This is a genomic window from Streptomyces sp. JJ38 (genome assembly GCF_019303475.1).
GTDB lineage: Bacteria > Actinomycetota > Actinomycetes > Streptomycetales > Streptomycetaceae > Streptomyces.
The window spans coordinates 1-25,950 of sequence record NZ_JABLSI010000044.1 but is presented as its reverse complement, the minus strand read 5'-3'; the positions used below and the strand labels follow the sequence as shown (position 1 = coordinate 25,950).

Annotated in this window: 25 protein-coding genes; 6 read left to right on the top strand and 19 right to left on the bottom strand. The window is 72.5% G+C overall.

What is annotated here, in order from left to right; all coding sequences use genetic code 11:
* Window positions 1–13 precede the first annotated feature (13 nt).
* Both HPT28_RS21385 and HPT28_RS21380 read right to left on the bottom strand, forming a co-directional pair.
* A complete protein-coding gene (locus tag HPT28_RS21385; protein WP_308119422.1) occupies window positions 14–916 on the bottom strand; it encodes a TIGR01777 family oxidoreductase in 903 nt (300 codons plus the stop codon).
* 221 nt (window positions 917–1,137) lie between these two features.
* The gene (locus HPT28_RS21380; RefSeq protein ID WP_219092800.1) at window positions 1,138–3,357 is read right to left on the bottom strand and encodes an NADP-dependent isocitrate dehydrogenase; all 2,220 of its coding nucleotides are present in this window, start codon (window positions 3,355–3,357) and stop codon (window positions 1,138–1,140) included.
* 254 nt (window positions 3,358–3,611) lie between these two features.
* Here HPT28_RS21380 and HPT28_RS21375 point away from each other — a divergent pair, with 254 nt between their 5' ends.
* Both HPT28_RS21375 and HPT28_RS21370 read left to right on the top strand, forming a co-directional pair.
* Window positions 3,612–3,854, top strand: a complete 243-nt coding sequence (locus tag HPT28_RS21375) for a DUF397 domain-containing protein (RefSeq protein ID WP_308119421.1) — start codon at window positions 3,612–3,614, stop codon at window positions 3,852–3,854.
* A 4-nt stretch (window positions 3,855–3,858) separates the two neighbouring features.
* Window positions 3,859–4,446 carry a Uma2 family endonuclease gene (locus HPT28_RS21370; RefSeq protein ID WP_219092799.1) on the top strand — a complete coding sequence of 196 codons (588 nt, stop codon included), beginning with the start codon at window positions 3,859–3,861 and terminating at the stop codon, window positions 4,444–4,446.
* Window positions 4,447–4,562: 116 nt separating this feature from the next.
* Here the strand turns inward: HPT28_RS21370 and HPT28_RS21365 are convergent, their stop codons facing one another.
* Complete coding sequence (locus HPT28_RS21365; protein ID WP_219092798.1) at window positions 4,563–6,398, bottom strand: peptidoglycan-binding protein; 1,836 nt, start codon at window positions 6,396–6,398, stop codon at window positions 4,563–4,565.
* A 240-nt stretch (window positions 6,399–6,638) separates the two neighbouring features.
* Here HPT28_RS21365 and HPT28_RS21360 point away from each other — a divergent pair, with 240 nt between their 5' ends.
* Window positions 6,639–8,489 (top strand): PhoX family phosphatase, encoded by a 1,851-nt coding sequence (locus HPT28_RS21360; protein ID WP_219092797.1) that lies wholly within the window; start codon window positions 6,639–6,641, stop codon window positions 8,487–8,489.
* Window positions 8,490–8,546: 57 nt separating this feature from the next.
* On the opposite strand, the gene HPT28_RS21355 is transcribed toward HPT28_RS21360, so the two are convergent.
* The 7 genes from HPT28_RS21355 to HPT28_RS21325 all read right to left on the bottom strand — a co-directional run bounded on the left by HPT28_RS21355 (window position 8,547) and on the right by HPT28_RS21325 (window position 14,000).
* Complete coding sequence (locus HPT28_RS21355; protein WP_219092796.1) at window positions 8,547–9,374, bottom strand: hypothetical protein; 828 nt, start codon at window positions 9,372–9,374, stop codon at window positions 8,547–8,549.
* Window positions 9,364–10,152 (bottom strand): hypothetical protein, encoded by a 789-nt coding sequence (locus HPT28_RS21350; RefSeq protein ID WP_219092795.1) that lies wholly within the window; start codon window positions 10,150–10,152, stop codon window positions 9,364–9,366. Before HPT28_RS21350 ends, HPT28_RS21355 begins: the two co-directional genes overlap by 11 nt.
* A gap of 106 nt (window positions 10,153–10,258) precedes the next feature.
* On the bottom strand, window positions 10,259–10,948 hold the full coding sequence (locus HPT28_RS21345; protein WP_219092794.1) for a cyclopropane-fatty-acyl-phospholipid synthase family protein: 690 nt from the start codon (window positions 10,946–10,948) through the stop codon (window positions 10,259–10,261).
* Window positions 10,949–11,607: 659 nt separating this feature from the next.
* A complete protein-coding gene (locus HPT28_RS21340) occupies window positions 11,608–11,994 on the bottom strand; it encodes a VOC family protein (RefSeq protein WP_219092793.1) in 387 nt (128 codons plus the stop codon).
* Window positions 11,991–12,287, bottom strand: a complete 297-nt coding sequence (locus HPT28_RS21335; protein ID WP_219092792.1) for a helix-turn-helix transcriptional regulator — start codon at window positions 12,285–12,287, stop codon at window positions 11,991–11,993. The genes HPT28_RS21340 and HPT28_RS21335 overlap by 4 nt, the downstream gene beginning before the upstream one ends.
* A gap of 92 nt (window positions 12,288–12,379) precedes the next feature.
* Window positions 12,380–13,192, bottom strand: coding sequence for a GNAT family N-acetyltransferase (locus HPT28_RS21330; protein WP_219092791.1), 813 nt, complete (start codon window positions 13,190–13,192; stop codon window positions 12,380–12,382).
* 217 nt (window positions 13,193–13,409) lie between these two features.
* Window positions 13,410–14,000 (bottom strand): DinB family protein, encoded by a 591-nt coding sequence (locus HPT28_RS21325; protein ID WP_219092790.1) that lies wholly within the window; start codon window positions 13,998–14,000, stop codon window positions 13,410–13,412.
* Between the two features lie 243 nt (window positions 14,001–14,243).
* Here HPT28_RS21325 and HPT28_RS21320 point away from each other — a divergent pair, with 243 nt between their 5' ends.
* A complete protein-coding gene (locus HPT28_RS21320) occupies window positions 14,244–14,492 on the top strand; it encodes an SCO4226 family nickel-binding protein (protein ID WP_219092789.1) in 249 nt (82 codons plus the stop codon).
* Between the two features lie 58 nt (window positions 14,493–14,550).
* On the opposite strand, the gene HPT28_RS21315 is transcribed toward HPT28_RS21320, so the two are convergent.
* The 9 genes from HPT28_RS21315 to HPT28_RS21275 form a co-directional block, all read right to left on the bottom strand.
* A complete protein-coding gene (locus tag HPT28_RS21315; RefSeq protein WP_308119420.1) occupies window positions 14,551–15,318 on the bottom strand; it encodes an enoyl-CoA hydratase/isomerase family protein in 768 nt (255 codons plus the stop codon).
* A gap of 52 nt (window positions 15,319–15,370) precedes the next feature.
* Complete coding sequence (locus HPT28_RS21310) at window positions 15,371–16,636, bottom strand: cytochrome P450 (protein ID WP_308119419.1); 1,266 nt, start codon at window positions 16,634–16,636, stop codon at window positions 15,371–15,373.
* Window positions 16,637–16,759: 123 nt separating this feature from the next.
* On the bottom strand, window positions 16,760–18,148 hold the full coding sequence (locus HPT28_RS21305) for a cytochrome P450 (RefSeq protein ID WP_219092788.1): 1,389 nt from the start codon (window positions 18,146–18,148) through the stop codon (window positions 16,760–16,762).
* An 8-nt stretch (window positions 18,149–18,156) separates the two neighbouring features.
* The gene (locus tag HPT28_RS21300) at window positions 18,157–18,747 is read right to left on the bottom strand and encodes an ATP/GTP-binding protein (protein WP_219092787.1); all 591 of its coding nucleotides are present in this window, start codon (window positions 18,745–18,747) and stop codon (window positions 18,157–18,159) included.
* Window positions 18,722–19,099 (bottom strand): DUF742 domain-containing protein, encoded by a 378-nt coding sequence (locus HPT28_RS21295; protein WP_219092786.1) that lies wholly within the window; start codon window positions 19,097–19,099, stop codon window positions 18,722–18,724. The genes HPT28_RS21300 and HPT28_RS21295 overlap by 26 nt, the downstream gene beginning before the upstream one ends.
* A complete protein-coding gene (locus HPT28_RS21290) occupies window positions 19,096–19,500 on the bottom strand; it encodes a roadblock/LC7 domain-containing protein (protein WP_219092785.1) in 405 nt (134 codons plus the stop codon). Before HPT28_RS21290 ends, HPT28_RS21295 begins: the two co-directional genes overlap by 4 nt.
* Window positions 19,497–20,675: an ATP-binding protein gene (locus HPT28_RS21285; protein ID WP_219092784.1), complete on the bottom strand. Its 1,179-nt coding sequence runs from the start codon at window positions 20,673–20,675 to the stop codon at window positions 19,497–19,499. The genes HPT28_RS21290 and HPT28_RS21285 overlap by 4 nt, the downstream gene beginning before the upstream one ends.
* A gap of 368 nt (window positions 20,676–21,043) precedes the next feature.
* Window positions 21,044–21,706 carry a response regulator transcription factor gene (locus tag HPT28_RS21280; RefSeq protein ID WP_219092783.1) on the bottom strand — a complete coding sequence of 221 codons (663 nt, stop codon included), beginning with the start codon at window positions 21,704–21,706 and terminating at the stop codon, window positions 21,044–21,046.
* On the bottom strand, window positions 21,696–22,847 hold the full coding sequence (locus HPT28_RS21275; RefSeq protein WP_257579116.1) for a sensor histidine kinase: 1,152 nt from the start codon (window positions 22,845–22,847) through the stop codon (window positions 21,696–21,698). Before HPT28_RS21275 ends, HPT28_RS21280 begins: the two co-directional genes overlap by 11 nt.
* A gap of 344 nt (window positions 22,848–23,191) precedes the next feature.
* Here HPT28_RS21275 and HPT28_RS21270 point away from each other — a divergent pair, with 344 nt between their 5' ends.
* The gene (locus tag HPT28_RS21270; protein WP_219092782.1) at window positions 23,192–23,749 is read left to right on the top strand and encodes a heme-binding protein; all 558 of its coding nucleotides are present in this window, start codon (window positions 23,192–23,194) and stop codon (window positions 23,747–23,749) included.
* 240 nt (window positions 23,750–23,989) lie between these two features.
* Window positions 23,990–25,858, top strand: a complete 1,869-nt coding sequence (locus HPT28_RS21265; protein ID WP_219092781.1) for an anthranilate synthase family protein — start codon at window positions 23,990–23,992, stop codon at window positions 25,856–25,858.
* Window positions 25,859–25,950: the final 92 nt, after the last annotated feature.

Below are 25,950 nucleotides of genomic sequence, written 5' to 3'. Positions count from 1 at the left end.
CTCCTCGCCGGGGTCAGGAGCGCGAGGCGGCCGCCGCCCGGACGGCGTCCTCGGTGGTGGGGTGCGCGAAGGTGAAGCCGGAGGCCAGCAGCCGGCTCGGGAGCACACGCGTGCTGGCGAGGAGTTCCTCGGCGAAGTCGCCCAGAGCGAGCCGCAGGGCGGGCGCGGGAGCCGTGAACAGCGTGGGACGGCGCAGCACCCGGCCCATGACGGCCGTCACCTCTTGGTTGGTGACCGGGTTCGGGCCCGTCACGTTGACCGGCCCGTCCAGCTCCGGGCGGTCCAGGAGATGGCGGAGGGCGGCGACGTGGTCGTGCAGGGAGACACAGCTCCAGTACTGGCGGCCGTGGCCGACGCGGCCGCCGAGACCGGCCCGGAACAGCGGCATCAGTCGGCGGCCCCACGCCCCGCCGTCCCCGGACACCACCAGGCCGGTGCGGGTGAAGACCGTGCGCACTCCGGCCCGGCGGGCCGGTTCCGCGGCCGCCTCCCAGTCCCGGCACACCGAGGCCAGGAAGCCGTCGCCGCTCGGTGCCGTCTCGTCCACCGCCTGGCTACCGGTGTCCCCGTAGTAGCTGATCCCGCTGGCGGACAGCAGCACGCGCGGCGGGACCTCCAGGGAGGCCAGCGCCTGCGCGAGGGTGGCCGTGCCGTACACCCGGCTGTCGCGGATCAGCCGCTTGTAGGAGGCCGTCCACCGGCGGTCCCCCACGCCCGCCCCGGCCAGGTGCACCACGGCGTCGGCGCCGAGGAGCCCGGCGCGGTCCACCTCGCCGCGCTCCGGGTCCCAGCGCGCCTCGTCGTCCGCCACCGGCGCACGCCGCACGAGCCGCACGACCTCATGGCCGTCCCCGCGCAGCGACCGCGTCAACGCGGTCCCGATGAGGCCGCCGGCTCCGGTGATCACTACCCGCACAGTTACCTCCGTGTCACGCGCTCGGACCGCCGTCGGGGCGAAGGCCGCCGTCCGGCGTCTCGTCTTCCGAGGCTTCCCGCACATCCCGCCCGGGGCAAGGCGCGTCGCTTGCGCGTCGCTTGCCCGGCCCCCCGGCCCCGGGCCCGGCCCGCCGCCGGGACGCCGAAACGGCTCCACCCCGGCGGGGTGCCCGCCGGGGTGGAGCGCAGGTGGGCTCGGCGTCAGCCGAGGACGGCCAGCGCCTGGTTGAGGGTCTTCGACGGCCGCATCACGGCCGACGTCTTCGCCTCGTCGGGCTGGTAGTAGCCGCCGATGTCCGCCGGGGAACCCTGGACGGCGACCAGCTCGTCGACGATCGTCCGCTCCTGCTCGGTCAGCGTTCCGGCCAGGGCGCCGAACGCCTCGGCGAGCTCGGCGTCGTCCGTCTGCTTCGCCAGCTCCTGGGCCCAGTACAGGGCCAGGTAGAAGTGGCTGCCACGGTTGTCGATCCCGCCGAGCTTCCGGCTGGGCGACTTGTTCTCGTTGAGGAACGTCGCCGTCGCCCGGTCGAGCGTGTCGGCCAGGACCTGGGCGCGGGCGTTGTCCGTCGACTGCGCGAGGTGCTCGAAGCTGACGGCCAGCGCCAGGAACTCACCCAGGCTGTCCCAGCGCAGGTAGTTCTCCTTGACGAGCTGCTGCACGTGCTTCGGCGCGGAGCCACCGGCACCCGTCTCGAACAGGCCGCCGCCGTTGATGAGCGGGACGACCGAGAGCATCTTGGCGCTGGTGCCCAGCTCCAGGATCGGGAACAGGTCGGTCAGGTAGTCGCGCAGGACGTTGCCGGTGACCGAGATCGTGTTCTCGCCGCGGCGGATGCGCTCCAGGGAGAACGCGATCGCGTCGACCGGCTTCATGATCTCGATGCGCAGGCCCTCGGTGTCGTGCTCCGGCAGGTACTGCCTGACCTTCGCGATGAGGTTCGCGTCGTGCGCGCGGCCCTCGTCCAGCCAGAACACGGCCGGGTCGCCGGTGGCGCGGGCGCGCGTGACGGCGAGCTTGACCCAGTCGCGCACGGGGACGTCCTTCGTCTGGCACATGCGCCAGATGTCGCCCTCGCTGACCGTGTGCTCCAGCACGACGGCGCCGTCCTCGTCCAGGACGCGCACGGTACCGGTGGTCGGGATCTCGAACGTCTTGTCGTGGCTGCCGTACTCCTCGGCCTTCTGCGCCATCAGACCGACGTTGGGCACCGAGCCCATCGTCGACGGGTCGTAGGCGCCGTTGGCGCGGCAGTCGTCGACGACGACCTGGTAGATGCCCGCGTAGCTGCTGTCCGGGATGACGGCGAGCGTGTCGTGCTCCTCACCGTCCGGGCCCCACATGTGGCCGGAGGTGCGGATCATCGCGGGCATGGACGCGTCCACGATGACGTCGCTGGGGACGTGCAGGTTGGTGATGCCGCGGTCCGAGTCGACCATGGCCAGCTCCGGGCCCTCGGCCAGCTCGGCGTCGAAGGACGCCTTGATCTCGGCGCCCTCGGGCAGCGCCTCCAGGCCCTTCAGGATGCCGCCCAGGCCGTCGTTCGGGGTCAGCCCCGCCTTGGCCAGGGTCTCGCCGTACTGGGCGAACGTCTTCGGGAAGAAGGCCCGCACGACGTGGCCGAAGATGATCGGGTCCGAGACCTTCATCATCGTGGCCTTCAGGTGCACGGAGAACAGCACGCCCTCGGCCTTGGCCCGGGCCACCTGCTCCTTCAGGAACTCGCGCAGCACCGCGACGCGCATGACGGCCGAGTCGACGATCTCGCCCTCCTGCACCGGTACCGACTCGCGCAGCACGGTGGTGGAGCCGTCGTCCCCGCTCAGCTCGATCCGCAGCGAACCCGCCTTGGCGATCACGGCCGACTTCTCGGTGGAGCGGAAGTCGTCACCGGTCATGTGGGCGACGTTCGTCTTGGAGTCGGCCGTCCACGCGCCCATGCGGTGCGGGTGCGCCTTGGCGTAGTTCTTGACGGAGGCGGGCGCACGGCGGTCCGAGTTGCCCTCGCGCAGCACCGGGTTCACGGCGCTGCCCTTGACCTTGTCGTACCGGGCGCGGATCTCGCGCTCCTCGTCCGTCTTCGGCTCGTCCGGGTAGTCCGGAAGCGCGTAGCCCTGCTCCTGGAGCTCGGCGATGGCCGCCTTGAGCTGCGGGATCGAGGCCGAGATGTTCGGCAGCTTGATGATGTTGGCCTGCGGCGTCTTCGCCAGCTCCCCCAGGGCCGCCAGCGCGTCCTCGATCCGCTGCGACTCCTGAAGGTACTCGGGGAAGGAGGCGATGATCCGGCCCGCGAGCGAGATGTCACGCGTCTCCACGCGAACCCCGGCCGTCTTGGCGTACGCCTGGACCACCGGCAGGAACGAGTACGTCGCCAGGGCCGGCGCCTCATCGGTGTGCGTGTAGATGATGGTCGAGTCTGTCACCGGGTGCTCCGCTCCACGTCTGCAACATTGCTCGACATCAAGATATCTCCCTCGCCGCCCGCGCCACGACCGGGCCGCCCCCTTACTTCTCCGGGCCCCGGCCCTCGCCCTCCGCACCGCACTCGAACCACACCGCCTTGCCCCCGGCCGTCGCCCCGCAACCGTGCCGGTCCGCGACCAGGGCCAGCAGCGCGAGCCCGCGCCCGTCCTCGTCCTCCGGTGCGGCGTCCCTCGGCGCCGGGAGCCCCCGGCGAGTGGTCCCCCACGGTCAGCTCCATGCGGTACCGCTGCGGGGCGAGGTAGAAGCGCTCAACCATCAGATTCACGGGACGAGTGTCGGAGGCGGCGACTGCGTCGAGACGGCGGCGTTGCCGCACGCCGTCGCCGTGCGGGACAGCAAGCGGCCGGACGGGCCCGTGCTCAGCCTCTCCCCCGCCGCCTTCACCGCCTTCGTCCGCGCCGCGACTGCCGCTGATCTTCGCCCGCACGCACTCTGAAGCCATGCGGGCCGAACCACTCCCGTCCTGGGTCATCCCGCCCCCGGAGGGCTTCACGGCCGAGGACCTGCTGCGGCTGCCCGGGCTCCCTCCGCACACGGAGCTCATCGACGGGAGCTTCGTGTTCTCGCGCCCGCAGACGCGCTGGCCCAGCCGCATCCTGCAACGGCTGGTGAACGAGCTGGACCGGCAGGCCCCCGAGGGTTGGCGCGCCGACCGGGAGATGACCGTACGGTTGTCCAAGCGGCAGGCGCCCGAGCCGGACGCCGTGGTCGTCGACGCGGAGGCGTTCCAGCGGGCCGAGTCGCTGACGTACTACCTTCCCGAGCAGGTCCTGCTCGCGGTGGAGGCGGTGTCACCGGAGAGCGAGGAGCGCGACCGGGACACCAAGCCCCGCAAGTACGCCCAGGCCGGAATCAGGCACTACTGGCGCTTCGAGCGGGCCGAGGGACGTACCGTCGCTTACCTGTACGAGCTGGACCCGGCCTCCCGCTGCTACGGGCTGACCGGCATCCACCACGAGCAGCTCAAGACGTCCGTCCCGTTCCCCTTCGCGATGGACCTGACCTCGGTGAGCACGCGGCTGGGGTAACTGACCGCGTCCCGCGTCAGCGGGCCTCCCGGACGGCGTGGGGTTGTGGGGCGTGGCGCCCACGCGGGTGCGGGCCCGCCGCCGGTGGGACGGCGGGCCCGCGCCTGCGGCCCAGGCTAGAACCGGCCGCGGTTCAGCGCGAGTTGGAGGGCCTCCGTCGTCGCGGTGCCCCAGACGCCGTCCACGACGAGGTCGTAGAAGCCGTTGGACTTGCGCAGGTGGCCCTGGAGAGCCTTCACGGAATCCGTACCGAAGTCTCCGTCCACCACGAGGTTCGAGCCGTACCAGCGGTTGAGGTGGCGCTGGAGGGCCGCGGCGGTCTGGGGACCCCAGACCCCGTCGACGGGAATCACCCCGATCTGGCTCTGGAGCGCCGCGTAGGTCTTCGGGCCGAGCTGACCGTCCACCACCAGATCGCCGACACCGTCGATGTAGCCGAAGTAGGCGGACTCGGTGGCCGGGCCCCACAGGCCGTCGGCGGTGACGCCGACCCGGCTCTGGAGCCAGCGCACCCCCGCGTCGGTGTTGGGTCCCCAGACGCCGTCAATGTCCAGCGGCGGGGAGTAGCCGAGCTGGTTGACCGCCTTCTGCTGCGCGGCCACGCTGCGGATCGTCGTCATGCCGCCCTCGCCGCCACCCGCCACGTAGGCGCGGTACGCGTCCTCCGTGGCCGGGCCCCACAGGCCGTCCGCGGTCACACCGACGAGGTTCTGGAGCCAGCGCACCCCCGCGTCGGTGTTCGGCCCCCAGACGCCGTCAATGTCCAGCGGCGGGGAGTAGCCCAGCTCGTTCACCGCCTTCTGCTGCTCGGCGATCTGGCGTACGGCGGTCATCCCGCCGCCACCGCCGCCCCCACTGTGCCCGTCGCCTCCGCCGTCGATCGGGACGTCGAGGCCGTCCATCCCGCCGAGCACCCATTCCCGCAGGTTCGCGCCCGGGCAGCTCGTGGAGTTCCCGGGAAGGCCGCCGTGATAAGTCGCCGTCAGCGTCTTGCCCGCCAGGTCGTTCGCGTGCAGATACAGCCCGCGGATGGCGTTCTTGGCGGCACTGGTGACGTCACCGTTGTAGCCGATGAAACACACCCCGATATGGCTGGTGTTGTAACCGGTGGCGTGCGCCCCGACGGTGAGCCAGCCACGGCCCTCATAGATCCGTCCCTGGTCATCGACCAGGAAGTTGTAGCCGATGTCGTCCCAGCCGTTGGAATCCATGTGGTAGTTCTGGATCGACCGCGGAGTCATCGTCGCCGGACTGTAGGAGTAGTGCACGGTGAAGCCGGTGCGTTCCGCCCACGTCGTGCGGGTGACGCTCCGCGGCGCACGCGCGCCCCACTCCCCGCGGGTGATGATCCCGGTGGGCGCGGGCGCGGGCCCGGGATCGGGCTCCGGCTCGGGCTCCGGCTGCGGTGGATTCAACTCGTCCATATAGGCGAAGAGATTTCCCGGGCACTCCTCGCTGGTGCCGAACTGCTTGTGCCCCATGAGCGCGGGGCCCGCCCGCCAGGAGGAGCGGCTCCGCAGCCAGGCGACCAGTTCACGGATCTTGTCCCGCATGAGGATGTTCGGTTCCTGGTCGGACTTGATGAGCCCGCAGATCGTGTAGAAGCCCTCGTTGGCGCCGACGGACTGACCCTCGTGGTTTTCGAAGGAGGCGGCGCCGTTGGCCTCGGGTCGTCGTGCCCCGCGTCCCTCGAAAATCTCACCGTGCTGGCAGACGAGGTAGTTGTAGCCGATGTCGTCGAGGCCCTGCCCGAGCACGGGCAGGGAACTCGTGTGGTACTTGTAGATGCTGAGGATTTCGTCCAGGCAGTCCTGCCTGGTCTCGCTCGGAACCGAGCCGTTCCCGGCGTGGTGGATGGCGACGCCACCCATCCACGGCTTCCAAGGGAGGTCGGTGTAGCCCGCGGGAGCGTCTTCGCCCGCCCAGGCACTCCGCGGCGTTATGGAAACCATGACCACTCCACTTTTCGTCGTCTTTGTCAGTGACGTGTCGGCGTCGCAACAGCTCGCGGCGAGAAGCGGAGGCCCACAGGGGGAACGAGGGCCCGAAAAAGTAGATCACGCGCAATGTTCGCAGGTCAACGCCCTTCTCCTGGTTGACCTTTGACCACACCCTGTGCCTTGAATGGACCAGGTCGGCTCCGCAGCGCGCAGCACCCTGAGGCGGAAACTCCTCGGATAGGTCATGAATTGATGGAATCAGCTCAGGGCAAGACACCGACGGGCGAGCCCGGCATCTCACGCAGAGGCGTGCTCGCGGGCAGCGCAGCCATGACGGCCGCCCTTGTCGCCGCATCCGCGCCCGGCGCCTCGGCCCTCTCCCCCGCGACCGGGGTCGCGGGCACGGCGGGCCGCACCCGCACGGGAGCGCCGCTCGGCTTCACCCCGGTGCCCGTCAGCGAGGCCGACGCGTTCACCGTCCCCGACGCCTACACGGCCGAGGTTCTCGCCCCCTGGGGGCGTCCCCTCCTCTCCGGCGGACCCGCCTGGCGGGAGGACGGCGGCAACTCGGCCGCCGAGCAGTCCGCCCAGATCGGCAGTCACCACCACGGCGTACGCTTCCTCCCCCTCCCCGGGGGCGAAGGCGGTGAGCGGCGCGGCATGCTGATGATCAGTCACGAGGCGGTCGACGCCGCGCTGCTCGGCGGCGGCGCGGCCAAGGCCCTGGCCGCCCAGGGTGTCTCGGCGGTGGAGGTGCGCGAGACCGGCGGGGCCTGGCGGGTCGTGGACTCCGCCCGCAACCGGCGCGTCACCGGCACGACTCCGGTGGCCTTCTCCGGCCCCTTCGACCCGGGTACCGGACCCCACCTCGGCGTCCTGGCCTGCGGCGGTGACGGCGTCACCCCCTGGGGCACCTACCTTGCCTGTGAGGAGAACGCCAACGCGTACTTCGGCACCGACGCCCGGCGCTGGCGGCCCTCCGAGACCGAGCGCCGCTACGGCCTGAGCCACTCCGGCTACGGCGACCCCTGGCACCGGGAGGAGCCCCGGTTCGACCTCGCCGCGGACGCGGACGGCGTCCCCGAGGCGCAGCGGTTCGGCTGGGTGGTCGAGATCGACCCGCGGGATGGGGGCTCCACCCCCGTCAAGCGCACCGCCCTGGGCCGCTACCCGCACGCGGGGGCGACCGTCACCGAGTCCGGGGGCCGCGTCGTCGTCTACAGCGCGGACGCCGAGGACGGCGAGTACCTGTACAAGTTCGTCGGTTCGGCGGACTGGCGGAAGCTGCGCGCCGAGGGCAGGAGCCCCCTGGACGACGGCACCCTCCACGTCGCCCGCCTCGACGCGGACGGCACCGGCACGTGGCTGCCGCTGCGGCACGGCACGCACCCGCTGACCGAGCGGCTCGGCTGGCGCGACCAGGGCGACGTCCTGCTCCGCGCCCGTCAGGCCGCCGACGCCCTGGGCGCCACCCCGCTGGAGCGCCCTGAGCGGGTGACGGTCAACCCGCGCAACGGCGACGTCTACGCGGCGCTCGCCGGTGGACCGGAGAGCTCCTGCTGCGAGACGGACCACGCCGGCGACGCCCGTCAGGCCGCCCCGCACGGCAGGATTCTGCGCTGGCGCGAGGAGGACGGCGACCCGGCCGCCACGACCTTCCGCTGGGAGGAGTTCGTCTCCGACCCGCTGTCCGGTGTGGACGAGGCCGCGACGTTCGCCGCCCCCAAGGGCGTGTGGTTCAACGCCGACGGGCTGCTGTGGATCTCCACCGGCGTCTCGGGCCGCGACCTCAACCAGGAGGGCACCGGGCACGCCGCGGCGGGCAACAACGCCCTGCTGGCCGCCGATCCGAAGAGCGGCGAGATCCGGCGCTTCCTGACCGGGCCCCGGGGTGCCGAGATCACCGGGGTCTGCGCCACCCCGGACGGCCGCACCCTCTTCGTGAACGTCCAGCACCCCGGGCAGCGCACGGCCCGCTGGGGCGCCCCGGATGCCGGCAACCCGCGCGCCGTCAGCAACTGGCCGGACGGCCGCCAGGGCGGGCGCGCCCGCTCGGCCACCGTCGCCGTCCGCCGCCGCGACGGCGGCCCCATCGGCACCTGACCGCCGGCACCACCCGTTCCGGCTCCGGCTCCGACGCCGTCCCCGGAGCCGGAACGGCTACCCCGCCGCCCCGCCATCGCTCTCCAGCGCCGCCATCCGGGCGCGGGTGAAGTCGCCCCGGAGAACGCGCTCCGCCAGACGGCCCCCGATCAGGGAGCCGAAGCCCGTGGCCGCCCACAGGCTCTGCTCGGCCGGGACCTGGAAGTACGGCACCACCCGGCCGCCGAGCTCCTCGGTGAGCACTTCGGGGGGCCTGCGGTAGCTGATGTCCCACGCGCACTGCTGACAGACGCGCACGTCGAGCGACCGGGTGCTCCCGGTCACTCGCCAGGCGACCGTACGCAACGCCTGGCCGTGCAGCGGGTGGAAGAAGCAGGCGGGGACGCGGGGGCGCACTCCCGGGGTGCGTCCTTCGACAGCGTTCCGCGCTTCGGTGAGGGCGTCCTGGCCCTCGGCCACGAGGACGAGAGCACCGACGACGTCCGCCCTGCTCCGTGCCGCGTCCAGTACGGTGGCCGCCGCGGCGTAGGCGTCCAGCGCGCGCTGAAGCCCGTCGTGCGAACCGGAGACCCGCTCGGGCCTTTCCGGGTGGGAGTACACGGTGCCGGCGGGGCCGTCTCCGTCCAGCGGCGAGGCCGGCAGTGGCAACCCGAACTCCTTGATGACACGGGACAGCGCGAGGATCTCGTCGTGCGCCTCCTGGCGCAGTCGGTCCACCTCCTCCCGCTCGGCACTGGGGACCACGGCGAGGGGGGCGCGGAACGCGTCGCCGCCGCTCCCCCCGTCTCGCCGCGCCCGGCGTCGGCGCAGCCCGTACAGCGCTCCGGCGAATCCGATGCCGAAGCCCGCGAACGCGATGAGGAGCAGCGGGGTTTCAACGGACACCGGCGACCTCCCTGGCAGCTTTGACGACCGCGCCGACCTCCGGCGCGTGACTCAGCACGCCCACGCCTTCGCGGTAGCTCCGTCGTCTTCGCCGCCCCGGCACGGGAAGGGCGAGCACCGACAGGCGGCGGCCTTCGAAGCCCCGGCGGCAGGACGAGCACAACCAGTACGAGCGTTGCAACTCGCCTCCCCGCCAGGTCACCTCGCCTCCCGGCACCGGGAGGCGCCCCTTGGATTTCAGCAGTCCCGGCACCTCGTGGATCCCAGGACCGTGCATGGGGTTCAGGTAGCAGAAGACGTCGCTCATACGCACCTGCGTCAGGGACGATGTGCGCGCCTCCCGGACGTAGGTGTCCCGGCCGGCGAGCCTGGCCCAGCCGCAGCGGGCGAGACCGATGGCCGCCACGAGCGCCTCGGGGCTCGCGTCCGTGTCCACCCGGTGGTCGCCGTCCCGGTCCACCAGCAGCATCGCCGCGTCGAGCCGCTCCCAGATGGTCGTGCGCCACTCCTGGTCCCTGATGGCAACCGTGTCAAGCTGCTCGCTCAACGTGGAGATGTCGGCTGCCGCCGTGCGGCGCAGCCAGGCGACGGTGGGCCGGTGCGGCGCACTGAGGTCGAGCGGTTCCATGCGGCGGGAGGTGAGATGCCGGCCCGCGTCGTACGGCCCGTCGCCGCCGGACTCCGGGCGGCTGGCAGGGCGGGGAAGCCAGTCCGAGTGCAGCGTACGCGGATCGAGCTGGGGGCGGAGCAACAGATCCGCCGCACGTCGCTCACCCACCCGGACAGCCTACACAGCCGCCGAGCAGGCCCTTCGCGGCATCGCGGCGGCGCCTCCACCGCTGAGCCGGTTGCCGCGCAGACCGTGCGATCACGGCACGATCGGATCAGGCTCCGCGGTGGGCGCTCACCAACAGTGTGTCGGCGCAACGCTGCCCATCTGCGGACGCCGGCAGCACGTCGGTGGTGATGCCGGTCAGCCCCGCCTCGCCGAGCAGCTTGGTCCACACCTGCTCCTGGAGTACCCAGCGGCGTAGGGTCGTTGCCTCGCCGTCCGGCGTCTTCGCCGGAACATCGGCGTGCACGACGTCTGGCTGCGCGGGTGCGCCGCTCAGGTAGTGGGCCAGACAGGAGAACACGAGCCGACCGCCGGGGCGCAGCGCGGAGGCCGCCGCAGGCAGCAGGTCGCGGGGATCGGTGAAGTCGACGGCGCCGAAGACGCTGTAGAGCACGTCGTAGGTCTCCGGCGCTGTACTCAGGTGGTCCACCACGTCGGCGTGGACGAGGACCAGGCGTGGAGCAAGACCGGCGAACAGGTTCGTGGCCGTGGAGTGCTGGGCCGGTGAGGAGTCGATGGCGTCGACGCGGGACGGCTGGTGCCGGACCGCCAGGTGGGCGGCGTGCCGGGCGGCCCCAGCTCCGAGGTCGCCGACGCACAGGCCGGTGAGATCCCCGAGGACGTCCGGCCCGGGACCGGCGTCCTGGGCCCAGGTCCAGTAGAAGGTCTCGGGAACAGCGCGGTCATGCTCGGCGCGGGTGCGGCCGTAGTGGTGCCAGAGATCTGTCGTGGTGGTCACCCGCTCCATCCTGAAGGGCCCGGCAGACCCGGGGAACGCTTGCCCGGCAATCTCACCCGCAGGCAGGCCTGGCGCCCCGGCATCATGCCGGGGCGCCAGGCCGGTGCGGAGGGGCGGAGGTCAGTGAGAGTCGTTGCCCGGGTGGCACGGACCGCACTCGGCGGCGTCGGACCACAGGGACGCGTCGACCTCCCAACCGTCAGCAGCGACGAGTTGCGCGGTCCTCACGGTCCGGGACCGCACCACGATCCGCCAGATCGTCTCCGAACTAGCCGAACGCCACCCCCGCACCACCGGTGTACGCGAACTGCACACGGCCGTGACTCGCGCCGCCTGAGTCCGCCGCGCGCCCGACAGGTTGTTCTCAGCGGCCTTGGCGCACGGCTCGGGCAGGAAGGTGGTTCGGCCCGGCGCCCGGGATCGGGTCCGGTCAGCACCCGTCCGTGCGCACCGGCCGCCCGGACGGGTCGGCCGGGTACGCCTTCGGGCCCATGTGAGCGGAAGCGGTCCAGGACAGGGCGCGCAGGGCGGTGTCGCGGACCGGCCGGCGGGCCGGCGCCCGCGCCGCTCCCGCCTACCGCACCCCCTCGAACGGGGCTGCCCGCCGGGCGCCGTTGGACGCGGAGCCGCGGGAGCGGCGGGTCACCAGGGCCGCCCGGTTACGCGCTGTGCAGGAGCTGGATCAGGTTGCCGCAGGTGTCGTCGAGGACGGCGGTGGTGACCCCGCCCATCTCCAGCGGCTCCTGGGTGAAGCGAACCCCGAGGTCGCGCAGGCGCTCGAACTCGGCCTGGACGTCGTCGACGGCGAACGAGGCCGCCGGGATGCCGTCCCGGACCAGCGCCGCCCTGTAGGGGCCCACCGCGGGGTGGCCGGAGGGCTCCAGCAGCAGTTCGGTGCCGTCCGGGGCATCCGGCGACACCACGGTCAGCCAGCGGTCCTCGCCCAGCGGGACGTCGTGCTTCGCGACGAAGCCCAGCACGTCGGTGTAGAAGCGCAGCGCCTTCTCCTGGTCGTCGACGAAGACGCTGGTCAGGTGGATCCTCATGGGGTGCTCTCCGGTGCGTCGGGCGGTCTGAGCCATCGGGTCACGATGTGCTCGAGCGGGGCGGTGTCGAGGTCGTGGAACTTGTAGCGGCCCTGGCGCCGCGAGACGACCAGCCCCGCCGACTCCAGTACGGCCAGATGCTGGCTGACCGCCTGGCGGGACATCCCCAGGCCGTGCTTGCTCACCAGGCGGGCGCATATCTCGAACAGCGTCTGGCCGTCCCGCTCCGCCAGCTCGTCGAGGATGCGCCGACGGGTGGGGTCGGCCAGCGCCTTGAACACGTCCTCAGCCATGCCGCCCATGATAGGCAAGTATATACTTGCCTATCAAGCCCGACCCGCCCGTCACGCACCCGGCCGCGACGGCGAGCCGTCCGACGGCGCGGTCAGCCGCGACGGGGAGCCGGAGGCGACCAGAGGTAGGGCGTGGTCGTGGTGACGGCGACGAAGCCGAGGCGGCGCAGGATCGGCGCGCTGTCGGCGGAAGCCTCCACGTACAGGTGACGGACGCCGCGTTCCGCCGCCATCCTGGCCCGTGCGGCGACCATCGCCCGGTAGATCCCGCGCCCCCGCCAGGCCGCCAGGGTCGAGCCGCCCCACAGCCCGGCGAAGGCGCCACCGGCGACGTACGTCATCCGGGCCGCGCACACCACCTCCCCCGCCGCCTCCGCGACCAGCAGCACCATCGCGTCCGGTGCCACGGCGCGTTGATCCCCGAGCTCGCGCGCCCGGTGGCTCAGGTCCCTCCCCCAGACCTCGGACTGCATCTGGGCGAAGCGCTCCAGGTCCTCGGGGGCCGAAACGGTGCGCAGGGTCACCCCGGGCGGGGGCTCGGCCTCGATTCCGGCGATTCTCGCGGCCTCACCGATGACGACGGTCTCGGGCGGCTCCGGCAGGAACCCGGCGGCACGCAGGCGCGCGGGCAGGTCCTCGGGGAGGTCGTGCCCGTGGGTCTTCCACTCGACCGCCTCGCCCCGGGCGGCGAAGAAGTCCCGCTGGCGCCCGATGAGCCGGTCCAGGCCCTCGCCCCGCACGCCCAGGTCGCGTGGCCCGATGACGAAGCCCTCGTGCAACCCGACCACGCGCAGCAGCGGCCCGTCCCGTTCCTCCCGCGCACCGCTGGGCAGCGGTGCGCACCAGCCGCGCAGTCGTGCGTCGTACGCCGCCCGCAGCCACCGCACCTTCTCGTGCTCACTCATCCCCGCACCCCACCCCCGCACCGGTCGGCTCCGCAACGGGTTATCGGCCCAGTGGGCCCCGGTCGGCGGCATGGTGCGGGCGGCGCGGCGGGCGGGTTGCTCCTGTCGGTCGGCCTGCTCTCGGTGGCCTGAGCGGGACAGCTCTCCGATTCCCGACAGGAGCCACGTGTGACGTGAGCCACAGTGCGGCAGGGAGTGGCGGGCGGGGACGGCCGGGTCAGAAAGTGGCGGCGCGGCGGGCCGAGGCTTCCAGACGGTCGCGGTAGGCGGACCACCAGGCGGCGTCGGCCGGAGGCAGGTTCTCGTTGCCCTGGCGCATTCCGGTGGCGCCGTCGATGAGTTCGCGGACGATGTCGGCGTGCCCGGCGTGGCGGTGGGTCTCGGAGGTGACGTGGATGAGGACGCGGTGCAGCGTGACCGTGGCCCTCTCCTCCGGCCACCAGGGCACGCGGCCGGTGGCGTCCAGGGCGAGGGCTTCGACGGTGGCGTCGGTGTGCTTCCAGGCCCGGTGGTAGAGCGCGATGACCCCCTCGCGCGACTCCTCCTCCGTGGCCCAGAGGTCGGCGTTGGGCTCGGCGTCCTCGGCGAGCCACGGCAGGGGCTCGTGGGAGGGGCGGCCGAAGGTGTCCCCGAAGTAGCCGAGCTCCACGCTGGCCAGGTGCTTGACGAGCCCCAGCAGGTTGGTTCCCGTGGGGGTGAGAGGGCGACGGACGTCGTACTCCGACAACCCGTCGAGCTTCCACAGCAACGCGTCGCGCGCGGCCTGGAGATAGCGGTGAAGGTCTGCTTTCGGGCCTGGTTCGATCATCCCGGAAGTCTCGCACCCGGCACTGACACACGGTCGGCGAACGACGCCGCCGCGCGGCGGGCGGGGCGGCCGCCGCGCGGCGTTCCGGCGACCGTCGCGGCAGGGCGGGAAGCCGGCAGGCGCTCACGGCGGGGGAGGCGGAGAATGGGAAGTGCGCATCGTAGGTGGAGGGCTCCGCGGCGGGCCTGGTGCCAGGGCCGTCGAATGTGCTCTCCGTTCCCCAGGACAGGAGGTCGCGGAGCGATGGCGAGGTTCATGGATGTCCACCACGGCTTGACCGGTATCACTCAGGAGGGGCTGCGGGAGGCCCACGAAGCCGACCTTGCCCTGGAGAAGGACGAGAACGTCCACTTCGAGAAGGCGTGGGCGGACCCGGAGTCGGGGACTGTGTACTGCCTGTCGGAGGGACCGTCGGCGGACGCCGTGCAACGGGTGCACGAACGTGCGGGGCATCCCGCGAGCGAGATCCACGAGGTGCCGATCTCGGTGTGAGCGGCGGGGCGGCGGCCGGGGCCGGCCGCCGCCGTCGGGTGCGCGCCGCGCGCCGTGGTCAGCGGCGGGCGGCCGCGGAGAAGGTCAGGAGCTGGGCGTCGAGGAGGGTGAGGTCTCCCTGACGGCCGGCCGCGGCGTAGGCGTTGAGGAGGGCCTTGGTCGTGCGCAGCGCCGTCGGGGAACGGCGGAGCAGCGGCTTCGTCCACTGGGCGACGGCCTTGTCCAGCTCGGCCTCGGGGACGACGCGGTGGGCGACGCCGATCCGTTCGGCCTCGGCGGCGTCGAACACCCGGGCGGTGAGGATGAGTTCCCGCATCCGGGCGGCGCCGACCTCGTGCAGGAGCCGCTGCAGGGCGCCACCCCAGGTGGTGGGGAGGCCGAGGCCCAGTTCGGGGAGCCGGAAGGTGGCGGTGTCGGCGGCGGCGCGCAGGTCGCAGTGCAGGGCGAGGCCGAGGCCCGCGCCGACGGCCTTGCCGTGCACCCGGGCGATGGTCGCGGCGGGCAGGGAGGCGAGGGCGTCGCAGACGCGGCGGGCCTTGTTGGCGACGGCGTGCAGACCGGCGCCGGTGGCGTCCTCGGCGAGGAGGGTGCCGAACTCCTCGCGGGCACCGCCGAGGCAGAAGTCCTGGCCGGCGCCGGAGAGGACGAGGACGCGGAGGTCGGGGCGGTCGTGGACGGCGGAGAGCACGGCGAGGAGCTCGTCGAGCATGGGTTCGTCGACGGCGTTGCCGGCTTCGGGGGTGTCGAGCCGCAGGGTGAGGACGGCGCCGTCTTCCTCGATGTGCAGGGTCTTGAAGTCGCTGGTGGATATGGGCTCTCGGTCCACGGTGTTTCCTTTGGTGGTGCGAGTGGGGATGAGCTGAGCGGGGTGGGGGGGCTCAGCGGGTGGTGACGCGCAGCGAGGACAGATAGCGGAAGGCGGCGCGGGGGGCCACCCAGGTGGGTGTCTCGGTGACACGGAGGGTGGGGAAGCGCCGCAGCACGGTGGTCAGCAGGGCCTGGGCCTCCATCCGGGCCAGGGGCGCGCCGAGGCAGTAGTGGATGCCGCCGCCGAACGCGAGGTTGGAGCCGCCCCGGCGGAGGTCGAAGGTGCCCGGGTCCGGGTACTGCTCCGGGTCGTGGTGGGCAGCGCCGATCATGACGTGCACCATCTCGTCCCTGCCGATGGGGACGCCGCCGAGCAGCGTGTCCTCGGCGGCTATCCGGCCGTGGACGTGGACGGGGGCGTCGTAGCGGAGGGTCTCCTCGACGGCGCCGGGCACGTCCTCGGGGTGGGTGAGCAGCCAGGCGCGCTGTTCCGGGTTCTGGTCGAGCAGCCAGATCATGGTGGACAGGACGGAGGAGGTCGTCTCCAGGGCCGCCATGAGGACGAACCGGGTGAGGTAGTGGACGTTCCGGTCGGCCTGGTCCCGGTCGGGCTCGGCCGCGTCCCACAGGCGCATCCAGTCCGAGACGGCGTCGTGGCCCGGGTTGCGGCGGCGTTCCCGGACGAGTTCGACGACGTACTCGTCCAGCCGGTGGGCGGAGCGGTCGGCCTGACTGAGCTGACTCTTCGTCGGGACGAGTTCCTGGGGCAGCGCCTGGTCGTGGGTGACTTCGATCAGCAGGTCGAAGTCCCTCGGAGACAGGTTCAGCCAGTGGCCGAGGACCGAGATCGGCAGCCGCTCGCCGACGAGGAGGGCGAAGTCGGCCTCGCCGTGCGCGGTGAGCTCCTCCTCCAGCCGGTCGAGCAGCCCGTCCACGATCCGCTGGATCGGGGCCTGCAGGGCTTCGAGTGCGCCCCTGCCGAAGTACCCGGCAGGGACGCTGCGTTGCGCGGTGTGTTCAGGAGGGTTGAGTCCGGGGAGACTGCGGCTCCACTCCACGGAGCCATGGTTCTCCCACCGTTCGGAGGCGTTGCCCTGGCGGTTGCGCCAGGCCGTGTCCGGGGTCAGCCAGTGGCGGGACCGCCGCAGCACCTCGTCGCACACGTCGTAGGACGTGATCAGGTGCCCGCCCCAGGGGGCGGGCACCACGGGTCCGAGGGCGCGCAGTTCGGCGTAGACGGGCAGGGGGTTCGTCTGTCCGGTCACGGACCGCAGCCGCGAGATCAGGGCGGCGACGGTCCGGCGGTCCGGGCGGGTGGCGAGCGCGGTTCGCTCCACGGGGGCTCCTCATCAGGGGCTTGCTGAAACCGCGAAGCGACCTACCCCTCTGCTCGAACGTTCATCCAGATCCCGAATTTGTTTCGAATCGTTGCCAATCTCACACTCTGCGCGACCAGTTGATCACTGCCTGCGCCAGGACAGGAAGGTGCTCCACCAGCTAGTCTTCGCAGGCTTGGCCACAGGCTCCGGCGGGGCCTCGGCAGCGGCCGACCGAACGCCGGCCGCCCAGGGGGAGTTGAGCGGGGCGCGCTCAGGCCGGACCGGGGCGAAGCGGGCGGGCAGGCTCTCCAGTGCCCGCTGGAAGGCGCCCTGGCGCCAGGTCAGCTGCTCGGCCGGTACGGCGAGTTCGACGTCCGGCAGGTGGTTGAGCAGCTTCTCGATGGCCGTGATCGCGATGAGCTGGGCCGGGTCCTTGGCCGGGCACGCGTGGGGCCCCGCCCCCCAGGCCAGGTGCGCCCGCTTGCTGAAGGTGTAGCGGGACGCGGAGAGGGCCGGGTCCGTGTTGGCCGCCGCGAAGCTGACCATGACGAGGTCCCCGGTGCGCAGCGGGACGCCGGACAGCTCGACGTCGCGCGTCGGGTAGTGCGCGGCGTAGTTGGCCAACGGGGGGCTGTTCCACAGCACCTCGTTGATGGCGTCCTCGACCAGGAGCCCGGCCCCGTGCTGGCCACCGGAGTACCGCTCGTCACTGAGCAGCAGTTGCAGGGAGTTGGCGATGAGGTTCTGGACCGGCTCGCTGCCGCCTCCCAGGAGGGTGACGAGCTGGTGGACCATCTCCTCGTCGGTGAGCCCCGCGTGGTGCTGCATCAGCCAGGACGTCACGTCGGCGTCGGGGCGCCGGCGCTTGAGCGCGACCAGGTTCAGCAAACTCTGCGTCAGCTGCGCGTTGGCCTGCTCGGCGTTGACGCCGTCGTACAGGTCGGACATGGCCGAGACCAGCCGGTCGCCGATCTCCGCCGGGCAGCCGAACAGCTCGTTGAAGACGAGCAGCGAGACGAGCTTGGCGTACTCGGCCAGGAGGTCGGCCGAGCCCCGGTCGCAGAACTGGTTGGCCAGGTAGGTCGAGACGTGCTCGACGTGCCGGCCGAGCCGGTGCGAGTCCACCCTGGCCAGGCTGTCCGTCACGGCCTGCCGGAGCCGCATGTGGTCGGCGCCGTCGGAGAACAGGCAGTTCGGGCGGTAGGCGAGCATGGGCAGCACCGGGGAGTCCGCCGGTACCTCGCCCTCGTTGAGGGCGCGCCAGCGCCGCGAGTCGCGGGCGAACAGGTCGGTGTTCTGCAGGACCTTGAGGGCGGCCGCGTACTCGGTGACGAGCGTGGCCCGCACGCCCGGGGCGAGCTCGACGTCGCCCGCCGGGCCCTGCTTGCGGAGGTACTCGTAGAAGGCCTGAGGGTCGGCGGCGAACTCGGGACCGTGCAGCGGTATGACGCCGCCGTCGCCACCGCCGCCGTCGGCGCCGTGTGCGGGGCAGCCGGGTGGCGGGGTCTGAGGGTGTGAGTGGGGGTGCATGGGGGCTCCTAGCCGATACGGGTCTGGAGGTAGCGGATGAGGACCATGAGGGACTGCGCCGAGGACTTGGGGTCCCGCGCGTCGCAGGCGACCACGGGCGTCTCCGGCAGCAGGTCGAGTGCCTCGCGCAGCTCCGCCTCGGGGCGGTCGGGGCTGCCGTCGAAGCGGTTGACGGCGATCGCGTACGGCAGTCCGTACTGCTCGACCAGGTCCATGATCGGGAAGGACTCCTCCAGGCGTTCGGGGTCCACGAGGATCAGGGCGCCCAGGGCGCCCCGGCTCATGTCCTCCCACACCTGGACGAAGCGCTGCTGCCCGGGCGTGCCGAACAGGTACAGGACGAGGCGGTCGTTCAGGGTCAGCCGCCCGAAGTCCATCGCCACGGTGGTCGTCGTCTTGCCCCGGACCCCGCGCAGGTCGTCGACTCCGGCTCCGGCCTGCGTCATCGTCTCCTCGGTGCGCAGGGGAGGGATCTCGGACATCGTTCCGATGAAGGTGGTCTTGCCCACCGCGAAGTGCCCGACGACGAGGATCTTCGCCGAGGTCTGCACTTCCGAGCGCACGTAGGCGCCGTCATCCAAAACGAGCCTGGAGTCCATCCAGTACCTCCTGAAGGAGCTGTCTGTCGACGAGCTGGGCGCGCGGGGCGGGCGCACGGCTGACGAGGTGTCCGCCCTCGGCGAGATCGGCGAGCAGAATCTTGACGACACCGAGGGGCAGCCGCATGTGGCCCGCGATCTCGGCTACCGAGAGATAGCCGCCCGAGCAGAGCTCCAGCACCGCCCGCTTCTCCGGGTCGAGCCGCGCCATGCGCCGCTCGTGGTCGGCGGCGGCGGTCACCAGGGTGATCAGGCTGAACTGATCGTCCTCCGGGAGACCCCGCCCGTTGGTGATGACGTACGGACGCACTAAATCCGCGGAGTCCGGCTCCAGCTCGTCGGGATCGATCATGAGCGGGGCCCGGCGTTCTCGCGCGGCGGGGTGGTCATCGCCTTGCCGAGCTGGCCGACGAGCTGCTGCATCCGGAAGGTGATGTCGGCCATGTCGACGTCGGGGGCGGCGGACACGGCCAGGTAGGCGCCCTCACCGGCGGAGATCAGGAAGACCCAGCCGCCGTCGAACTCGACGACCGTCTGCCGCCAGCGCAGGTGGGGGCTGCTGTCACAGAAGCTCGCCACCGTCCGGCTGAGCGACTGCATGCCGCTCATGGCGGCGGCGACGGTGTCCGCGTGGTCCTTGTCGACGTCTCTCGACCGGGCCATCAGCAGACCGTCGGCCGAGACCAGGATCGCGTGACGGGCTCCGGGAACCTCCAGAGCGCTGTCGAGCATCCACGAGATGTCGTTGTTCACTGAAAGCCATGCCCTTCGCTGTTCGCGTGGCCGGGATTGCCTGAGTCGGTCGCGTCGCGGGTGGGGAACGCGCGACCGGATTGGGTGCCGCGTTGGAAGGCGCCCATGATCGAGGCCGTCTCCTCGTCGGAGCGAGCGGGGGTGGCCCCCGCGTCCGCGCCGGTGTCCGGGACGATCGCCATCGCGCCGCGGCGACGGCGCTTGGGCAGCCCTCCGGCCGTGGTCGAGGCGGGTGCGGCGGCTTCCGGTCCCCTCGGGCGGGGCCCGGGAGCCGGTGACGGTGCGGCGGCCACGGGCGGCTCCTTCGGCTCGGGCATGCTCGTCAACAGGTCGTCGGGCAGGAGCACCACGGCCCGGACACCGCCGTACGGCGAGGTGGAGTCGACCGAGACGCTGAACCCGTACTGGGCCGCGAGCACGCCGATGACGGCGAAGCCGAACTGGGGCGGGTTCCCGAGCCCCGCCACACCGGAGGACCGCTGGCCCGCCAGCAGCCGGGTGGCGCGGTCCTTCTCCTCCTCGTTCATGCCGACGCCCGCGTCGTCGATGATGATGCAGACGCCCTTCGGGACCGAGCGGATGTTGATCTCGATCATCGTCTCCGGCGCCGAGTAGCTGGTCGCGTTGTCCAGCAGTTCGGCGAGCGCGACGGCGACGGGTTCCACCGCGCGGCTGACGATGGCGAAGTTGGTCTGGGACCGGATCTCCACCCGGGTGTAGTGGCGGATGCGGCCCTTGGCGCTGCGGACGACGTCGTACACGGACGCCACGGCCCGCTGCCGGCCCAGCCAGCCGTCACAGAGGACGGCGATGGACTGCGCTCGCCGACCGAACTGTGAATTCATGTGGTCGATTTCCATCAGGTCCTGGAGAATGCTTGACTCTCCGTATTTGTCCTGAAGTTTGGAAATGACCAACTGCTGTTCACCCGCGAGCCCCTGAAGGGTTCGCATGGCCGCCTTGAGTGCGCTTTTCGTTTCCTCTTCGGCGCGGAGTCTGGCCTCCTCCACCGACTCCGCGTACTGGTTCTCCAGCCCGGCGTAGTGTGCGCGAAGCTCGTCCTGTTCCTTCCGCAACCGCTTGGCCGTCTTCCGCCCGCGGACGATGGCGGTTGCGGCGAGCGGAGCACCGACGACGAGGCCCCACACGGCGGGGTCCTGTATGTATTGCGTCATAAGACTCTCTTCAAGCGACTGGACCGCCAGGTGTGCTGGACCCGTCGAGCGGGAGCGGCGCACCGAGTCCAGCGCCCGAACGGTGCCCCCTTGGTCCGGAGGCGTTCACTCGTCTTGCCGACGGCGGCACGCAAGGGAGCGCTGCGCTCCAACGCCCCCTCGGGCAGGTCGACAAAGTTCGCTGATCGTATCACCCGGCGCGGATGCCAAGGCTCCAACTGGATGTCCATGTACCGCTCTTGACGATACGTATGGAAATCCGTCACGAACCCGCTCACATCCTGCACATGGATGTCCGGCTCTGTCGCCGAGTTCATGGACGTGTTTCCGCGAACCCGCCCCCGTACCCGCGCCACCGGACGCCCGGTTCAGGGCAGCAGACGCAGTTCCTTGGCCACCGCGACCGCGCCCGCCCGGGTGTCCACACCGAGTTTGGCGTAAATACGCCCCAAATGTGTCTTGACCGTCGCCTCGCTGATGAACAGGGCCCGCGCGATGTCCCGGTTGCCGAGCCCGCGCCCGAGCTGGCCCAGGATGTCCTGCTCGCGCTCGGTCAGCGACGGACCGGCCGCGCCCCGCATCCGGTCCATGACCCGCCCGGCGACCGGTGCCGACAACGCCGTACGTCCCGCCGCCGCCGCGTGGATGGCCGCGAACAGCTCCTCCGGCCGCTCCGCCTTGAGCAGGTACCCGGTGGCCCCCGCCCCGATGGCGCGGGTGATGTCGGCGTCCGTGTCGTAGGTGGTCAGCACCAGCACCCGGACCTTGGGGGAGGCGATCCGCCGGATGGCCTCCACGCCGTCCATGCCGCCGCCGAGCTGGAGGTCCATCAGGACGACGTCCGGCGCGAGCTTGTCCGCCATCGCCACGGCCTCCTCCCCGCCGCCCGCCTCGCCGACGACCTCGACGCCGGCCGCGCTGCCGAGCAGGGCCAGCAGCCCGGCCCGGACCACGGCGTGGTCGTCGCAGAGCAGGACGCGGACGGGCCCGCGCGGGGCGGGGTCCGGCACGGGGCGCGGGTCAGGGCTCATCGCTCGGCTCCAGGGGGATCGCGGCGGACAGCACGGTGCCCTCGCCCGGCGCCGACTCGATGGTGAGCGTGCCGCCGAGCTGCTCGACGCGGGCCCGGATCGCCGGCAGCCCGTGGCCGCGCACCCCCGGCCGCTCGGTGGCCACCGGAGCGAAGCCCCGGCCGTCGTCGGCGACGTCCAGGACGACTTGGTCACCGAGGTAGCTGAGGGTCAGCGCGGCGCTGGTGGCCCCGGCGTGCTCGCGGACGTTCGCCAGCGCGCCCTGCGCGATGCGCAGCAGCGCCGACTGGACGCGGTCCGGCAGCACTGCCGCCGCGCCGTCGGTGCGGAAGCCCGCCCCCTCCCGGGCTGCGAGCGTGCGCAGGGCGGCGTCCAGCCCTTCCCCGTCGGCGAGGTCGGCCGGGGCGAGGTCCTGCACGAAGCGGCGCGCCTCGGCGAGGCTGTGCTCGGCGACGGACTGCGCCGTGCGCAGATGGCGGCGCGCCGTGGCCGGATCGCTCTCCCAGGTCCGGTCGGCGGCCTGCAACAGCATCTGCTGGCTGGACAGCCCTTGGGCGACGGTGTCGTGCAGCTCCATCGCCAGCCGCTGGCGCTCGGCGAGGGTGCCCTCGCGCCGCTCGGTGGCGGCCAGTTCCCGCCGCGTCCGCAGCAGGTCGTCGATCAGGGCGCGCTGGCGGCTCGTCAGACGCTGGGCGTGGACGAAGACGGCGGTGGCGATGGCGGCGACGGCGGGCGGGGCGAGGACCAGGTTCGGGTCGAAGCCCTCGTCCGAGAGCCGGAGCTGCGCGGCGACGACGAAGGCCGTCAGGAGCACCACGAGCCCGGCCGCCGCCCTGGTCGAGAGCGTGCGCAGCCCGGTGTAGAAGAGCGGCACCGCGCACCAGGCGAAGCTGGGGGCGAGCACCACGAGCGTCATCCACACGGCGACGACCGTGGCCAGCCAGCCCAGGGCCTGTTGCGCAACAGGCCCTGGCCGCCGGGGCGTGGCCCGCGGCACGAGAGTGGGGCCGAGCACGTAGAGCAGGGCGAGCACGGCGGAGAGCGCGATGATCCACGGGGAGCGCTCGGCCCACGGGTGGCGCAGCAGGTAGCGGCTGAGCGAGGCACCGAGCAGCAGGAAGAACGCCGCGTGCATGACCATGGCCAGCCAGTGGGCGTCCGGGTCCCGCTCGTGCCGCACTCCGCATCCTCCTCTCCGCCGTGCTCCGTGCCGGTCCAAGCCGTACGGGCTCTCCACACCGGGCCTCGGCACCTCCATGGTGACCCGGCCCGGCCGGACCGGCATCAGCCGATCGGCTGACCCTCCCGTCCGCCGTCGGGCCGGGCGGCCGCAGCCGCTCCGCCGACGCCGCGGGCGGGCTCCCGCCTCGAGGATCGACGGGGCGAGGCGGCCGGGGACGGCGACGGTCCGCCCACCGCCTCGCAGCCGTGCACCGCCGCGCAGCCGTGCACCGGCAACGTCCAGCAACCATGAGGGAGACCGCCATGAAGAAGATCGCGATCGGCGCCGCCACCGCCGCGGCCGTGCTCGCCGGAACCTTCGGGGCCTACGGCGCGGTGACCGCCAGCGCCGCCGCCCCGGCCACCGCCGAGCGGACGGCGGTGGCCGTGAAGTCCGCCGACGCCAAGGACGCCCACCTGCGGGAGAGCACCCACCTGACGGTCGACGCCGCGACCCGTGCCGCCGAGGCGACGCTGAAGGCGGCCGAGAAGGAGAACCAGCGGATCACCGTGGCCGTCGTCGACCGGAACGGCAACACGATCGTCATCCTGCGCGGCGACGGGGCGGGCCCCCAGTCGTACGAGTCCGCCGAGCGCAAGGCGTTCACGGCGGTCGCCTGGAACGCCCCGACCTCCGAGCTCGTCGGGCGCCTGGAGCAGGCACCCAACCTGGAGGACATCCCCGGCACCCTGTTCCTCTCCGGCGGGGTCCCGGTGACGGACGAGGGCGCCCCGATCGCCGGGATCGGCGTGGCGGGCGCGCCCAGCGGCGCTCTGGACGAGAAGTTCGCCCAGGCGGGCGTGGACGCGATCACCCGCTGACGCCCGCCCGCCCACGTTCGCCGTGCCCGGTATGTGGATGGTCTCCACGTACCGACCACCGGGCCGGTAGGGTGCGGATCATGTTCGCGCACACGCACAGCGACTGGTGGTGGCCCGCTCATCCGGCGGCCCACTGACTGCGCGTACATCCACGACGAAACGCGAAGGCCGCCCGGACGGGGCGGCCTTCTGCGCGTTCGCGGGTGACCTCCCTCCGGCGGCCGGAAGGACGAGGACCTGATGGTGATCGAGAGCCTGCTCGACGACGACCGCCCCTTCGCGCTGCTGCGCCGCCGCACCCCGGGCCGGGACCAGGACACGGTGGAGGTGCTGGTCGGCGACGTCCGCGAGGTGGAGCGGCTGGCACAGCTACCCGAGGGGCCGCTGGGCGCGCTGGCGCTCGTGCCGTTCCGGCAGATCCGCGAGCGCGGCTTCGGCGTCGCCGACGACAACACGCCGCTGGCCGTGCTGGTTCCGGAGGAGAGGCACGAGGTGGGGGTCGCCCAGGCGCTGGCCGCGCTGCCCGCGCACGCGGTGCGGGTGCGGGACGGGGCCTTCGACGTGTCCGACGCCGCCTACGAGGACGTGGTGCGGCGTGTGGTGGAGAACGAGATCGGGACCGGGGAGGGCGCCAACTTCGTCGTCCGCCGGACCTTCGAGGGCGTCGTGGACGGCTACGGCCGTCGCGACGCCCTCGCGCTGTTCGGACGGCTGCTCCGCGAGGAGCGCGGCGCGTACTGGACGTTCGTCGTGCACACCGGGGGGCGGACGCTGGTCGGGGCGAGCCCCGAGGTGCATGTGCGGATGACCGGCGGGACCGTGGTGATGAACCCGATCAGCGGCACCTACCGCTATCCGGCCGAGGGGCCGAGCACGGCCGGGCTGCTGGAGTTCCTCGGGGACGCCAAGGAGACGGCGGAGCTGTCGATGGTCGTCGACGAGGAGCTGAAGATGATGTGCACCGTCGGGGACGTGGGCGGTGTCGTCGTCGGGCCGCGGCTGCGGGAGATGGCCCATCTGGCCCACACCGAGTACGAGTTGCGCGGACGCAGCACGCTGGACGTGCGCGAGGTGCTGCGGGAGACGATGTTCGCCGCCACCGTCACCGGCAGCCCGGTGGAGAACGCCTGCCGGGTGATCCGGCGCTACGAGGAGGGCGGCCGGGGCTACTACGCCGGGGCGCTGGCGCTGCTGGGCCGGGACGCGGGCGGGGCGCAGACGCTGGACTCCCCCATCCTCATCCGCACCGCCGACATCGACGCCGCCACCGGCCGGCTGCGCGTCTCCGTCGGGGCGACGCTGGTGCGCGACTCGGACCCGGCGAGCGAGGTGGCCGAGACCCATGCCAAGGCCGCCGGGGTGCTGACGGCCCTGGGGGTGCGGGAGGGGCGGCGGCCGGAGCGCGAGCCCGCCCCCGGCCTGGCGGCGGACCCCGCCGTGCGCGAGGCCCTCGCCGCCCGCCGGGCGGACCTCGCGCCGTTCTGGCTGCGGATGCGCCCGGAGGGCGAGCGCGGGCCGCTGCGCGGGGAGGCGCTGGTGGTGGACGCCGAGGACACCTTCACCTCGATGCTGGCCCACGTGCTGCGCTCGACGGGGCTGGCGGTCACCGTGCGGCGGTACGACGAACCGGGCGTGCGGGAGGCGGCGCTGTCCCACACCGGGCCCGTCGTGCTGGGCCCCGGGCCGGGCGACCCGCGCGACGCGGCGGACCCCAAGATGCGGTTCCTGCACGCACTGGCCGGCGAGTTGCTGGAGGGGCACCGGCACGGCCTGCTGGGCGTGTGCCTCGGCCACGAGCTGATCGCGGCCCGTCTGGGGCTGCCCCTGGTGCGCAAGGACGTCCCGCAGCAGGGCGCGCAGGAGCGGATCGAGCTGTTCGGACGGGAACGCACCGTCGGGTTCTACAACTCCTTCACCGCGCGGTGTGACGACGCGGCGGCGCGGGGGCCGGCGCTGGACGGCGTCGAGCTGAGCCGGGACCCGCGCACCGGGGACGTCCACGCGCTGCGCGGCACGGGGTTCGCGGGGGTGCAGTTCCACCCCGAGTCGGTGCTGACGCTGGAGGGTTCGGAGATCGTGGCCGAACTCCTCGCGGCGGTCCGCGTGTAGCGCGGCGCGGGGGCGCGGGGACCTGCGCGAGCGGCAACGGCGCGCCCGCGCGGCCGGCGACGCGCGGGCGGGGCCCCCGGGCCGGGCCTGGA